Raw genomic sequence first — 14,091 nt, 5'->3', positions numbered from 1 at the left:
CCCAGTGACATCAGAGGGTTAAGTGGTGGGCGCGACAGGGATCGAACCTGTGACCCCTACCATGTCAAGGTAGTGCTCTCCCGCTGAGCTACGCGCCCGTCCGGAACGGTTCCGCTCCGGCGAGGTGGCGGCTATAGCTTCTGCCGTAGGGGTGCGCAAGCCTGTGATTGGCTCCCTTCGGCAGTTTTCATCGCCCGCCGCCGGCCCCCTCCCGCCGCGGGGGCCGGGCTTCGGACGCCGCCACGCGCCTCACTGTCGGGCGAAGCCGCGATGGGGTAAGACCCCGCGTCTCGGCCGACGGGACGACAGGCTCGGCCGGCTTGCCGGGAACGCGGGCCGCTCGGGCGACGCGTGGGCCGCCGGGGGCTCCCCGCGAGGCTTGCCCGATGCGCGCAGCCGTTCACGGAGAACCCAGTGCTCCCAGCCGAAGCGTTTCTGTTCCCCACCGATCTCACCGTATCGGAGACGCCGATCGACCGGTGCCTGCTGATCGGCTCCTGTCTCTCGGCCGACCTCGTGCAGTTCCTCGGAGCGCATCGCCGCGGCCTGCATGTCGACCACATGCTGTTCAACAACGTGTCGAAGCTGCCGAAGGCGCCCCCGAGCCCTGCCGGAAGTTACGATTTCCAGATCGTGCAGCTGCCGGCGCGCCACATCCTCACCGACGGAAGCGTTCGCTTCGACGCCCTGCAGCGGGGCACCGCCGCCGACGCGTTCCTGCGCTCCGCCGTGCGGCACCTTGAGCTGATGCTCGATTGCGCGCTGGCCTATAACAAGGAGCGCAACCTCCTCACCTTCGTCACCAACTTCATGGTGCCCCAGCTCCCGGCCTTCGCCGGCCTCGAGAACCGGGGCACGCCGCGGGATGTGGCCTACATGGTGCGGGAGCTCAACCGCCACCTCGACCGGGTCGTCCGCGCGTACAGGAACGTCTACGTGATCGACATCGAGGGCATCGCGTCGTCGATCGGCAAGCGCTACCTGCTCAACGACCCCTTCTACTCCTTCGGCCACGGCGCCGTCTGGTGCCAAGATTGGGCGAATTTCGAGCGCGAGCGGATCGAGCATGTTCCCGACATCACGGAGATCTCGCCGTCCCACCGCGACGCGTTCTTCCGCAGCATCTGGTCGGCGATCGAGCACGCGCTGCGCACGATCCGACAGACCGACATGGTCAAGCTCGTCATCTTCGATCTCGACGATACCCTCTGGCGCGGGCAGATCGCCGAGCATTACGGGGACGACGCGCCGCCGCCCTACATCGACGGCTGGCCCATCGGCCTGAGCGAGGCCGTGCACCACCTCCGCGCGCGGGGCATCCTCGTGGCCATCTGCTCGAAGAACAGCGAGAGCGTCGTGCGCGCGCGCTGGGACCGCGCCGCGCCGCTCAACTGGCTCTCCCTCGACGATTTCGTGTCGGCGGAGATCAACTGGGAGCCGAAGGCGGAGAATATCGGCAAGATCCTCAAGCGCCTGAGCCTCACCGCCCGCAACGCCGTCTTCGTCGACGACAATCCCGTCGAGCGCGCGGCGGTCAAGGCGGCCCATCCGGAGATCCGGGTGATCGGCTCGAATCCCTTCCAGACGCGGCGCGTGCTGCTCGCGGCTCCGGAGACCCAGGTCGCCCGGGTCACCGGCGAGAGCCTGAACCGCGCGCGGATGCTCGGGAAGCAGCAGGAGCGCGAGGCCGAGCGGGCGAGCCTCTCCCGCGAGGACTTCCTGGAAGGCCTCGAATGCCGCGTGCGCTTCCAGCGCGTTGCGGCCACAGCGGACCCGGCGTTCCACCGCTGCTTCGAGCTCCTCAACAAGACGAACCAGTTCAACACGACGGGTCAACGCTGGAGCCCGGGCGAGATCGAGGACTTCTTTGCCGAGGGCGGCGCGTTCTACGCCTTCCACGTGGTGGACAAGCACACCGAGTACGGCCTCGTCGGCGTCTTGCTGGTCCGGGATGCGACCTTCGTGCAGTTCGTGATGAGCTGCCGCGTCCTCGGCATCGAGATCGAGACCAGCGCCGTGCGCCACGTTCTCAACAGCGAGGCAATGCGCGGCGGACAGCGGAGCTTCACCGCTTTCGTGAAGGCCACGGACGTCAACCTCGTCTGCCGCGACGTCTACGCGAGCGCGGGCTTCGCGCCGGCGGACGAGACCGGGGCGCGCTTCAGCATGCCGTGGTCGGAGCCGCTCGGCACCGCCGGGCACCTGGCGATCGAGCCGCACGCACCGGGCGTGCCGGTGATCCGCGAGGCGCGTCGGGCTCAGCCCGTCCAGCCCGGAGCAACAGCGGCGCCCCGGCGCATGAACGCCTTCCGGCGCCTCATCCGCTGGCGCTGATGCCCGCTGGATCTCCGCGGCGGTTTCCTCAGGCGTGAAACCTCGATACTGGTGCATCGCAGCGAGCAGCGCCGGATGGCGCCGCGCCGGACATCCGATCGGGACCACGAGGAGTTTCGTCAGTGCGCATCGCGATGGTTGGATCGGGCTATGTCGGCCTCGTCTCGGGCACCTGCTTTGCCGATTTCGGGCACGAGGTCGTCTGCATCGACAAGGACCCTGACAAGATTGCCGCGCTCCAGGCCGGCCGCATCCCGATCTTCGAGCCCGGCCTCGCCGCCCTCGTGGCCGACAACGCCCGCCAGGGGCGGCTGACCTTCACCACCGAGATGCGCGAGGCGGTCGCCGCCGCCGACGCGGTCTTCATCGCCGTCGGCACGCCGTCCCGCCGCGGAGACGGCTTCGCCGACCTCTCCTACGTCTACGCCGCCGCCCGTGAGATCGCCGCCGCGCTGTCCGGCTACACCGTGGTGGTCACCAAATCCACCGTCCCGGTCGGCACTGGCGACGAGGTCGAGCGCATCATCCGCGAGGCCGCGCCCGCGGCCGAGGTCGCCGTCGTCTCGAACCCGGAGTTCCTGCGCGAGGGCGCGGCGATCGCCGACTTCAAGCGGCCCGACCGCATCGTCATCGGGGCCGACGACCCGCGCGCCGCCCAGGTGATGAGCGAGATCTACCGGCCGCTCTACCTCAACCAAGCCCCGATCCTGGTCACCGGCCGGCGCACGGCCGAGCTGACAAAGTACGCGGCGAACGCTTTTCTCGCCACCAAGATCACCTTCATCAACGAGATCGCGGACCTGTGCGAGCAGGTGGGCGCGAATGTGCAGGAGGTCGCCCGCGGCATCGGGCTGGACAACCGCATCGGCTCGAAGTTCCTGCATGCGGGGCCGGGCTACGGCGGCTCGTGCTTCCCGAAGGACACCCTGGCGCTGGTCAAGACGGCGCAGGACGCGGGCACGCCGGTGCGGCTCGTCGAGACGGTGGTGGCGGTCAACGACAGCCGCAAGCGCGCCATGGCCCGCAAGGTGATCGCGGCCTGCGGCGGGGCGGTGCGGGGCCGGACGATCGCGGTGCTGGGGCTGACCTTCAAGCCCAACACCGACGACATGCGCGACGCGCCATCGCTGTCGATCATCGCGGGGCTTCAGGATGCGGGCGCCCGGGTGCGCGCCTACGATCCGGAGGGGATGGAGCAGGCGCGACCGCTCCTGCCCGACATCCACTACGCCACCGACCCCTACGATTGCGCGGACGGGGCGGACGCGCTGGTCCTGGTGACGGAGTGGGACGCGTTCCGGGCGCTGGACTTCGCGCGGCTGCGGGCCGCCATGCTGGCACCGGTGGTTGTGGACCTGCGCAACGTCTACCGGGCCGAGGACCTCGCGCGGCGCGGATTTCGCTACACCAGCGTCGGCCGGCCCTCGGAACCGGCCGCGGATGCCTGATCCGGCGCGATCGGCCGGCCTCCGCGAAGTTCGCGGGAAGGTGTTGCAGCTTGGCTATAGCGGGGACGTCGGCCGCGCCGGTCTCCAAATGACGCAGCACCGGCGTGTTGCGCTGACGACTAACCCAAGTTCAGAAGCCCGGTGCGCGCATCCCAGCCAAATCCAGCCGCGTGGCGTAGCCAGAAATGTGGCATTTGTAGGGTGCTGATCTGTGGATTTTGCGGATACGGTGCATCCTAGACGGCCCTAGTGTGCCCACGTTCTGGCGCTAGGGTTGATGAATACGTGTCACAGGCTGCCGCAAACGCCATGTTTTAGGCCAGCAACCCCCGGTGGCAGGTTGGACACCACAGTGGTGCCATACTAAGGGTGGACGGGATTGCTCTCTCGTCGGCAACCGAACCTCCCCCCGTTAACGAGCGTGTGCGAATCGAACGTGACACAACGTACAGACATCGCGATCGTCGGTCGTTCGTGCCGGCTCCCGGGCGCCCCCAGCGTCGACGGACTCTGGCAACTCCTGACCGAGGCGCGGTGCGCCGTCAGCCGGATCCCGGACAGCCGCTGGTCGCTTGACCGCTTCGGACACCCGCGTGCGCAGGAACGGGGCAAGAGCTACACCTGGGCCGCGGGCGTCCTCGACGACATCTGGTCCTTCGATCCCGGCGTGTTCGGCATCTCGCCGCGCGAGGCCGAGCAGATGGATCCGCAGCAGCGATTGCTGCTCGAGTTGACCTGGGAAGCGCTGGAGGATGCGGGCCTGCGTCCCTCCGCGGTCGCGGGCACGAATATCGGCGTGTTCGTGGGTGCCTCCTCCCTCGATTACGGCAACCTGCGCATCCTCGATGCCTCGTCGGGGGATGCCTACGCGGCCACCGGCAACACGCTCTCGATCCTCTCGAACCGCATCTCCTACATCTTCGACCTGAAGGGCCCGAGCTTCACCGTCGACACCGCCTGCTCCTCCTCCCTCGTCGCCCTCGACGCGGCGGTGGCGGCAATCCAGTCGGGCCGGGTCGACACGGCGGTCGTCGCCGGCGTGAATCTGCTCGCGAGTCCCTTCAACTTCATCTGCTTCTCGAACGCGCAGATGCTGTCCCGCACGGGCCTGTGCCAGGCCTTCTCGTCGAGCGCGGACGGCTACGTGCGCTCCGAGGGCGGTGTCGTCCTCGTACTGCAATCGGCCGAGGCCGCCCGGCGGCAGGGCCGCACCGTCCGCTCCGTGATCGCCGCGAGCGGCGTCAACTCGGACGGCCGCACGACGGGCATCTCCCTGCCCTCGGGCTACGCTCAAGGCGCACTCCTCGAGAAAGTCTATCGCGAGGCGGAGATCGACCTCGATTCCGTCGTGTTCGTCGAGGCCCACGGCACCGGCACGCCGGTCGGCGACCCGATCGAGGCGAGCGCCATCGGCGGCAAGCTCGGCCGGCCGCGCCGGGCGCCCCTGCCGATCGGTTCGATCAAGACGAATATCGGCCATACCGAGCCGGTCTCGGGTCTCGCCGGGCTGCTCAAGGCCAGTCTCGCCCTCGAGAACGACATCGCTCCGGCGTCGCTGCATTCGGCCGAGCTGAATCCCGAGATCCGCTTCGACGAACTCAATCTCCATGTGCTGCAGGGCCCGCTGACGCTGGAGCGCGGCGCCCGCGAGCGCTTCGCCGGCGTCAATTCCTTCGGCTTCGGCGGCACCAACGCGCACGTGGTGCTGACCGATGGCGAGCCCGCCGTCGCCAGCGGCCCCCCCGCGAAGGCGCCCGAGATCCTGCTCCTGTCGGCGCAGAGCCGCGCCGCCCTCAACGACCTTGCCCTCGACTACGCCGAGCGCTTCGAGGCGGCCGGGCCCGACGAGGCCGCGCGCATCGCCGCGGGCGCGGCCCACCGGCGCGAGCGCCTGCCCGCGCGTGTCGCGGTGCCCCTCGATGCCAAGACCGACCTGGTCGGGGCCCTGCGCGCCGTCGGCGAGTCCGAGGACAGCGACGCCGCCCAGATCGGTACCGCCGTCGACCGTGCCGCCGACGTCGCCTTCGTCTACTCGGGCAATGGCAGCCAATGGGCCGGCATGGGCCAGGAAGCCTATGTGGAGAACGCGGTCTTCCGCACGGCCTTCGACCGGATCGACACCCTGTTCGAGCCCTACTCGAAGTGGTCTCTCAAGGACGTCCTGTTCGCCGACGATCTCGAGAAGCGCCTCGTCCTGACGAGCGTCTCGCAGCCCCTGATCTTCGCGATCCAGAGCGCCTCGACCACGGCCCTGCGGGCGCAGGGCCTGAACCCGTCCTTCGTCCTCGGGCACAGCGTCGGCGAGATCGCCGCGGCGGAAGCCGCCGGCATCCTCACTCTCGCGCAGGCCGTCCGCGTCATCTTCTACCGGAGCCACCACCAGGAGACGACCCGCGGTCTCGGCACCATGGCGGTAATGCTGGCGCCGGTGGAGGAGAGCGAGGCCTTCCTCAAGGATTACCCGACCCTCGACATCGCCGCTTACAACAGTCCGAAGGCGATCACGATCGCCGGGCCCGAGGCGACGATCGATGCCGCTCTCAAGGCCGCCTCGCGCAAGCGCCGCCGCGGCCGCAAGCTCGACCTCGCCTATCCGTTCCACGGCCGGATCATGGATCCGACCGAGAAGCCGCTGCTGCGCGATCTCGCCGACCTGAAGCCCTCGGCGGGGACCACCGCCATGGTCTCGACCGTGACCGGAAGCCTGCTCGCCGGCACCGAGTTTGGGGCAGGCTACTGGTGGCGCAACATCCGCGAGCCCGTCCGCTTCTGCGAGGCCGTGCAGGAGGCGACCCGCCGCGGCGCCCGCGTCTTCATCGAGGTCGGGCCGCGCGCCACCCTGATGTCGCATGTGGGCGACGCGATCGAACCGCTCGGCATCGAGACCGCCGCGATCGGCGTGATGCACCGCAAGGCCGCGGGGGGCGATCCGATCCGCAAGGCCCTGGCGGCGGCGCTCGTCCAGGGCGCGGCGGTCGACGAGGCCCGCGTCTTCGGCGACGACCCACAGGGCGACGTGCGCCTGCCGACCTATCCCTGGCAGCGCCGCAGCTTCCGCCTGGCCGAGACCACCGAGGGGGTCGGCGCCGCCACGCCGCGCGCCTACCATCCGCTGATCGGCTCGCGCACCGTCCATGACGGCCTCGACTGGCACGGCTACGTCGATGTCGTCACGGTCCCGGAACTCGACGACCATCGCATCGAGGGCCAGCCGATCATGCCCGGCGCCGGCTTCGTCGAGATGGCGCTCGCCGCCGCCCGCGAGGCCCTGCGCAGCGACGCCGTCGTGCTCGCTGATTTCGAGATCCACGCGCCGATGGTGTTTGCCGAGGAGGCCCTGCGCGAGGTGACGGTCCGGCTCTCGGGCAGCGGCAACCAGATCCAGATCCTGAGCCGTCCGCGCCTGACGCAGGCCCCGTGGCAGCTCCACGCCTCGGCCAAGATCGTCGAGGGTACCTTCGCGGCGTCCATCGCCGAGGACGTCGAGGTGCCGGCCGAACACGCGATCAGCGGCACAGAGCTCTACGCCCGGGCCGAGGCCGCCGGCCTCGGCTTCGGGCCGAGCTTCCGGCAGGTTGCGCTCAGCGCCCGCGTCGACGAGACCACCATCGTCTCCGAGCTTCTCCCCGCGGAGGCCGACGGGCGCTACGGCCTCGTGCCGGCGCGCCTCGATGCCTGCTTCCACGGCCTGATCCTGCTCTTCGCCGATCTCCTCGGCGAGAATGCCACCAAGGCCTACATCCCGGTGCGGTTCGGTGAGGTCCGGCTCCTCCGGCCTGGGGCGACCATCGCCCGGGCGGTGATCCGCACGCGCCGCTGCAACGAGCGCAGCATCCTGGCGGATTTTTCGGTCCTCGATTCCGAGGGCGAGGTCATCGCCACGATCCGTGAGGGCCGCTTCCAGGCCCTGCGCGCCAAGTCCGGCGGTGAGCTCGCCGCCTACGCGATCACGCAGCGGCCTGAGCTTGCCACCGAGCCGACGGCGATCCCGATGGAGCGCCGGCCGAGCATCGCGGCGATCATTCAGCCGCAGGCCAAGGCCGCACGCGCCGCCGCCGAGGCGCCGCTCTCGCCCGGACACCTGCTGCTCGAGGGTTGGGCGACCTCCCTGGCCTACCGCCTCGCCGCGGGCCTGCAGCGCTCCGGCGCCGTCGAGGTCGACGCGCGCGTGCCGGCGGAGATGCGGCCCTGGCTCGTCAACGCCCTCTACGCCCTGGAGAGCAGCGGCCTCGCGGATCTCGACCGCGGCCGCTGGACTTTGCGCCAGGACGTCACGCTGCCCGCGCCCGACGAGATCATGCGCTGGATCGCGGCCGATCATCCGGAGCTCTCGGCCGAGCTGGTGCTCATCGCCGATGTCGGCGCCCTCGCGGACCGTCTGCTCGCGGGCGAGCTGAGCGATCAACCGGCCCTGCCGCAGAATGCCCTCGATGCCTTCGCGCTGCGCAGCGCAACCGCGCGCGCCTCGGCCGACGTCGTCGCCCGCATCGTCGAGGCGAGCCGTGAGCGCCTGCCGAAGGACCGCGCCCTGCGCCTCCTGCAGGTGGGCTTCGGCCCGCTCTCGGCGCAGGCGGCGGCCTTCGCGGACGCGATCGAGGCCCGCCTGACGGTGTTCGAGACCGACCGACGCCTGGCCGAGCGAGCCCGCCTCGCGCTCCCGCGCGGCGTCGCCGTCATCGAGGAGGCGCCCGAGCTTCCGGCCGCCGGCTTCGATATCATCCTGGCAAGCAGCGTCCTGCATCGCGGCGAGCGCGACCTCGCGAACCGCCTGGCCGACGCGCTCGCCACCGGCGGCCTGTTGATCGCGGTCGAGCCCGCCGCCTCGCTGTTCCGCGACCTCGTCTTCGGCCTCACGCCCGCCTGGTTCGAGACCGCCGCCGGCGACATGCCGATCGGTCGCCTCGACGACATCACGGGCTGGCAGCGCTCGCTCAGCGCCACGGGTCTCGTCAGCGTCGCGGTGGACCGCGCCACCTCCGGCAACGGCAACGACCTGATCTTCCTCGGCGAGGCGCCCCCGCGCCCGGGCCCGGCGGCGGCGCAGAGCTTCGCCTTCGTGATCGGTTCGGACGACGCCTTCGCGGCCGAGACCGCCTCCTCGCTCGCGACCCTGCTCGTTGCGAGCGGCGTGCACGTCTCGATCATCCTCGATTCCGAGACCTCGCTTCTGGAGCTGGAACGCGAGACGCCCGACACCGTGGTGTTCCTCGCCGGGGCCTTCGCCCGGGGCGGCGAGGCCGCGGAGCGCCTGCGCGACCGCTGCCTCAGCCTCAAGCGCTGCGTCGAGCACCTCAGCACCCGGCAGACCCGCCTCTGGGTCGTGGCCCCCGGCGCCACCCGCGACCGCGGCGGCTCGACGGCGAGCGTCGAGGCGGGCGTCTGGGCCTTCACCCGGACGCTGGCCAACGAGGTCTCGAACCTCGACGTGCGCCGCATCGACCTCGCGCCGAGCATGTCCTCGAAGCGCGCCTCCGAGCGGCTGCGCGACCTGATCCTCTCCGGCACCCCGGAGACGGAGATCATCCTCGACGACGACAGCACCCGGGTGATCCGGTTCGCGCCGGGCCAAGCCCCGCGCCGGCCGGGCGCCGACGCGATGCCGGCCGAGGCCGCGCGCCTCGAGCGCAGCAACACCGGCGGCCTCAACGAGATGGCCTGGGGCCCGGCCGAGCGCCGCAAGCCCGGTGCCGGCGAGATCGAGATCGCGGTCGAGGCCACCGGCCTCAACTTCCGCGACGTGCTCTGGGCTCTGTCGATGCTGCCCGAGGAGATCCTCGAGGACGGCTTCGCGGGTCCGCGCCTCGGCCTCGAATGCGCCGGTCGCGTCGTCGCGGTCGGCGCGGGCGTCAAGGCCTTCGGCGTCGGTGACCCGGTGGTGGCCTTCGCGCAATCGGGCTTCTCCACCCATATCGTGGTGCCCGAGCTCGTCGTGGCGCCCTGCCCCCCGGGGCTCGATCCCCTCGCGGCCGCGACCGTGCCGGTCGCCTTCCTGACCGCCTATTACGGCCTCGTCTCCCTCGCCAACCTGAAGCGGGGCGAGTGGGTGCTGGTCCATGGCGGCGCGGGCGGCGTCGGCCTCGCGGCGCTGCAGATCGCCAAGCTGAAGGGCGCGCGGGTCATCGCCACGGCCGGCTCGCGGGAGAAGCGGGCGCTCGTCAAGGCGCTCGGCGCCGAGCACGTGCTCGATTCCCGCTCGCTCGCCTTCGTGGACGACGTGCGGCGCATCACCCGCGATGGCGTCGACGTGGTGCTGAACAGCCTGTTCGGCGAGGCCATGGAGCGCTCGCTCAACGTCCTCAAGCCGTTCGGCCGCTTCATCGAGCTGGGCAAGCGCGACTACGTCGCCAACACCCATATCGGCCTGCGCCCGTTCCGCCGGAACCTCTCGTATTTCGGCGTCGATCTCGATCAGGTGCTCCAGCACCAGGGCGAGGACGGGGCGCGGCTGTTCCGTGAGGTGATGGCGCTGTTCACGGATGGCGGCCTCAAGCCCCTTCCCTACCAGCCCTTCACGGCGGACGAGACCTCGGACGCCTTCCGGCTGATGCAGCAATCCGGACATATCGGGAAGATCGTGATCGCGCCGCCGGTGCCGGGTCGCATCACCGCCCAGCCCAAGCGCGCCTTCACGATCTCCGGGACCGGAATCCACCTCGTTACGGGCGGCCTCGGAGGCTTCGGCCTCGAGGCGGCGCGCTGGCTCGCCGACCGCGGCGCCAAGGAGATCGTCCTCGTCGGCCGGCACGGCGCGACGAGCGCCGAGGCGAAGGCGCTCCTCGCCGAGCTGACGGGGCGCGGCGTCCAGGTCCAGGCCAAGGCCTGCGACATCACCAGCCGGCCCGCCGTGGACGCGCTCATCACCGAGATCGAGCGCGGCGGCGCCAAGCTCGCCGGCATCGTCCACGGCGCCATGGTGCTGCAGGACGGCCTCATCGCCAATCTGGAGAGCGCGGCCCTGGAGGCGGTGATCCGCCCGAAGGTGATCGGTGCCCAGCATCTCGACGCGGCAACCCGCAACCGCTCGCTCGACTACTTCGTGCTGTTCTCCTCGGCCACGACCTTCATCGGCAATCCGGGCCAGGGCGCCTACGTGGCGGCCAACGGCTTCATGGAGGGCCTGGCCCGCCAGCGGCGGCGGCTCGGCCTGCCCGCCCTCGCGGTCGCCTGGGGCGCGATCGGCGACGTTGGCGTGCTCGCGCGCAACCGCGCCGTGATGGAGACGCTGGCCGGCCGCGTCGGCGTGACGCCGATGGATGCCCGCCGCTGCCTCGACCTGATGGCCGAGGCGCTGGAGGGCCAGGGCCAGAGCCCGGACGACGCCGTGATCGCCATCGCGGCGATGCATTGGGGCAAGGCGCGCGAGCGCCTCGCCACCATGCGCTCGCCGAGCTACGCCGATCTCGGCTCGGACCAGCAGATGGAATCCGGCTCTGTCGCGGCGATCAATATCGGGGCGCTCCTCAAGACGCAGGACATCGATTCGGTCCGCAAGACCGTCTCGGATGCCATCGTGGAGGATATCGCCCGCATCCTGCGCCTCCCCAAGGACGACATCAGCCGCGTGCGACAGTTGTCGGAGATCGGCCTCGACTCCCTCATGGGCGTCGAGCTCGGTGCCAGTCTGCAGGAACGTTTCGCCCTCGACGCGCCGCCCTCGGGCATCTCGTCGGGTCTCACCGTGAACGAGCTGTCCGAGACGCTGATCCAGTCCATCTCGGCGCCGGTCGACGAGGCCGCGGGCGTCGCCCTGAGCCTTGCCCAGAAGCATGTCGGGCCCGATGTCGACGTGCAGACCCTGGCGCCGTTCCAGACGCTCGTCGAACAGAACAGCCTGGCGATCAAAGAGATTTTGCCATGACCCAATCGGCACGACCGGACGATGGTCGCGCGGCGCTCGCGGGCTTCGTGACGAACAGGCTCGGGCGCAGCGCGCCCCGGCCCGCCCCGGCTCGCCCGCAACCCAAGACCGGCGACGCGGCGGCGCAGGATTTCGAGACGCTGCCCGGCTACCGGGAATTGAAGCTGCAGCGCTCGGCGGCCGACCTGATCGGCCTCGCCAACCCGTTCTTCCGCGTCCACGACGCCAAGGCCGGCGCCACGACGCGGATCGACGGGCAGACCTTCACGAACTTCTCGTCCTACGATTATCTCGGCCTGAACGGGCATCCGCGGGTCAACGCCGCCGCCCGCGAGGCGATCGAGACCTTCGGCACCTCGGCCTCGGCGAGCCGCATCGTCGCGGGCGAGCGGCCGGGCCATCTTTCCCTCGAGAAGGCGCTCGCCAAGCACTACAACACCGAGGCCTGCGTGGTGATGGTGAGCGGACACGCCACCAACACCACGACGATCGGCGCCCTGCTCGAGCCCGGCGACGTGATCTTCCACGACGCGCTCAGCCACAACAGCATCGTGACGGGGGCTCAGCTTTCCGGCGCGCAGCGGCGCTCCTTCGCCCATAACGATCTCGAGGCCCTGGAGAGCCTGCTCGCGGCGACGCGCCACGAGCATCGCCGCGCGCTCATCGTGATCGAGGGCCTCTACAGCATGGATGGCGATGCGCCGGATCTCGCCGGTTTCGTCGCTCTCAAGGAGCGCTACAACGCTTGGCTGATGGTCGACGAGGCGCACGGCCTCGGGGTCACCGGGGCCACCGGCGCCGGCCTGTTCGAGCATTGCGGCGTCGATCCGCGCACGGTCGACATCTGGATGGGGACGCTCTCGAAGACGCTCTCGACCTGTGGCGGCTACATCTGCGGCCCCGGCGCCCTCGTCGAGTACCTGAAGTGCACTGCGGGCGGCTTCGTCTACAGCGTCGGCATGTCGCCGCCCCTCGCGGCGGCGGCCGAGACGGCGCTCGCGATGTTGCAGGAGGAGCCCGAGCGGGTCGAGCGCCTGCGTCGGAACGGCAACCTGTTCCTCGCCTGCGCGAAGGAGCAGGGCCTCGACACCGGCACGAGCCTCGGCCTCGCGGTGATCCCGGTGATCGTCGGCGACTCGCTGAAATCCGTGACCCTTTCGGACCGGCTGTTCAGGCGCGGCATCAACGTGCAGCCGATCATCCACCCGGCCGTGCCGGAGCGGGCCTCGCGCCTGCGCTTCTTCATCACCGCCGAGCACACGCCGGAGCAGATCCGCAGCACCGTCACGGCGATCGCCGAGGAACTCGCGGCGATCGAGAAGGGCGGATCGCTGATCGAGCAGCTCCTGGCCAAGCGCGGCTGATCCGCGCCGGCGGCGTGGTCGGGACTGTTCCGGCAACCAGCGCCGCGCCGTTCGTCGAGACCGACACTGCGCGGCCGCCGCATGGCGCCGCGCAGTTTCAATTTAAAGCAGCCTTACTGGCAATAATTGCGATCCTTAGTTGTGCCAACGGCATAGCATCGGCAAATGGATCGGCGCGTTCCACGCAAATCGAGCGGTCGTCTTGATCGGGAATTGAGGCTTTCAGCCTCATGACCGGCGCTGTCAGCCGCAGATCGGCGCGAAGCGGAGCCTTCAAGCAAAATTTGTCGTGATTGTCCGCGCCGGACCGCAAATTTTGCTCACTTTGCGGCACGAGACTGCTATGACGGGGGATCGATTGCTGCGCTGAACCGGTGCCGCGGCTGCAGGCGGGAGGGATCATGGCGTCCTCGGAGCCGACTAACCCTGACGGAGCGCTCAGCGAGAGCCTGCGTGCCGCCCTCGACGCATCGGGCGTCGTCGGCGTCTGGGAATGGGACATCACCAATTCCAGCGCCGTCTTCGACCAGGGGGCTGCGCAACTCCTCGCGGGCGACGGCGACCTCGCCGGGCAGGCGCTCGACCTCGACCGCAGCCTCGTCTGTGTGCACCCGGATGATTCGTCCTGGCTCTCCGACCACATCCGGCACAGCAGCAAGGCCGGCGGACCCTTCCTATGCGAGTACCGGGTGTGCCACCCGGGCCAGGGCGTCCGATGGCTGCTGAGCCGCGGCCGCATCGAACTCGGCCCGACGGGACGACCCGCCCGCGGCTACGGCATTCTCATCGATGTCACGGAGACCCGCCTCGACGGGGACGGCTACTTCGCCACCCCCGAGGATCCGGGCGCCAACCCGCTGGAGCGGGCGGCGGACCATTGCATCGCGGCCCGGCGCGCTCTCGACCGGGTGAACAATCCGGGACTGCGCAAGCTGATCGACGTGACGCTGTGGGAGATCGGGCGTGAACTGGCCCGTGCCGAGAATGCGCAGAGGCGGCGCGCCATGAACTGACGCGCCGCCCCTTCTGGGTCTTCAGCGGGTGTAGGCGTAGACGGAGGCTGCGGATCCGATGGGTCCTGCGACGG

6 protein-coding genes and 1 tRNA gene are annotated in these 14,091 nt (G+C 70.1%); 5 read left to right on the top strand and 2 right to left on the bottom strand.

Annotated elements, in window-relative coordinates; translation table 11 throughout:
* Positions 1–23: 23 nt before the first annotated feature.
* Positions 24–98: transfer RNA gene (locus tag F6X51_RS26865), tRNA-Val, on the bottom strand.
* 316 nt (positions 99–414) lie between these two features.
* Between F6X51_RS26865 and F6X51_RS26860 the strand changes: the two genes are divergently transcribed.
* The 4 genes from F6X51_RS26860 (at position 415) to F6X51_RS26845 (ending at position 13,004) form a co-directional block, all read left to right on the top strand.
* Positions 415–2,334: an HAD-IIIC family phosphatase gene (locus tag F6X51_RS26860; protein ID WP_150967025.1), complete on the top strand. Its 1,920-nt coding sequence runs from the start codon at positions 415–417 to the stop codon at positions 2,332–2,334.
* A gap of 122 nt (positions 2,335–2,456) precedes the next feature.
* The gene (locus F6X51_RS26855; RefSeq protein WP_150967023.1) at positions 2,457–3,782 is read left to right on the top strand and encodes a UDP-glucose dehydrogenase family protein; all 1,326 of its coding nucleotides are present in this window, start codon (positions 2,457–2,459) and stop codon (positions 3,780–3,782) included.
* A 436-nt stretch (positions 3,783–4,218) separates the two neighbouring features.
* The gene (locus F6X51_RS26850; RefSeq protein ID WP_191970299.1) at positions 4,219–11,640 is read left to right on the top strand and encodes a type I polyketide synthase; all 7,422 of its coding nucleotides are present in this window, start codon (positions 4,219–4,221) and stop codon (positions 11,638–11,640) included.
* Positions 11,637–13,004, top strand: coding sequence for an aminotransferase class I/II-fold pyridoxal phosphate-dependent enzyme (locus F6X51_RS26845; protein WP_150967019.1), 1,368 nt, complete (start codon positions 11,637–11,639; stop codon positions 13,002–13,004). The genes F6X51_RS26850 and F6X51_RS26845 overlap by 4 nt, the downstream gene beginning before the upstream one ends.
* A 97-nt stretch (positions 13,005–13,101) precedes the next feature.
* On the opposite strand, the gene F6X51_RS26840 is transcribed toward F6X51_RS26845, so the two are convergent.
* Positions 13,102–13,407: a hypothetical protein gene (locus F6X51_RS26840; RefSeq protein ID WP_150967017.1), complete on the bottom strand. Its 306-nt coding sequence runs from the start codon at positions 13,405–13,407 to the stop codon at positions 13,102–13,104.
* Here F6X51_RS26840 and F6X51_RS26835 point away from each other — a divergent pair.
* Positions 13,406–14,017 carry a PAS domain-containing protein gene (locus F6X51_RS26835; protein WP_150967015.1) on the top strand — a complete coding sequence of 204 codons (612 nt, stop codon included), beginning with the start codon at positions 13,406–13,408 and terminating at the stop codon, positions 14,015–14,017. The two genes, F6X51_RS26840 and F6X51_RS26835, sit on opposite strands and share 2 nt — an antisense overlap.
* The last annotated feature ends 74 nt before the right edge of the window (positions 14,018–14,091 follow it).

This window comes from Methylobacterium planeticum, assembly GCF_008806345.1.
Lineage (GTDB): Bacteria > Pseudomonadota > Alphaproteobacteria > Rhizobiales > Beijerinckiaceae > Methylobacterium > Methylobacterium planeticum.
Note: the sequence above shows the minus strand (reverse complement) of the source record. Positions and strands in the feature narration are given on the sequence as shown.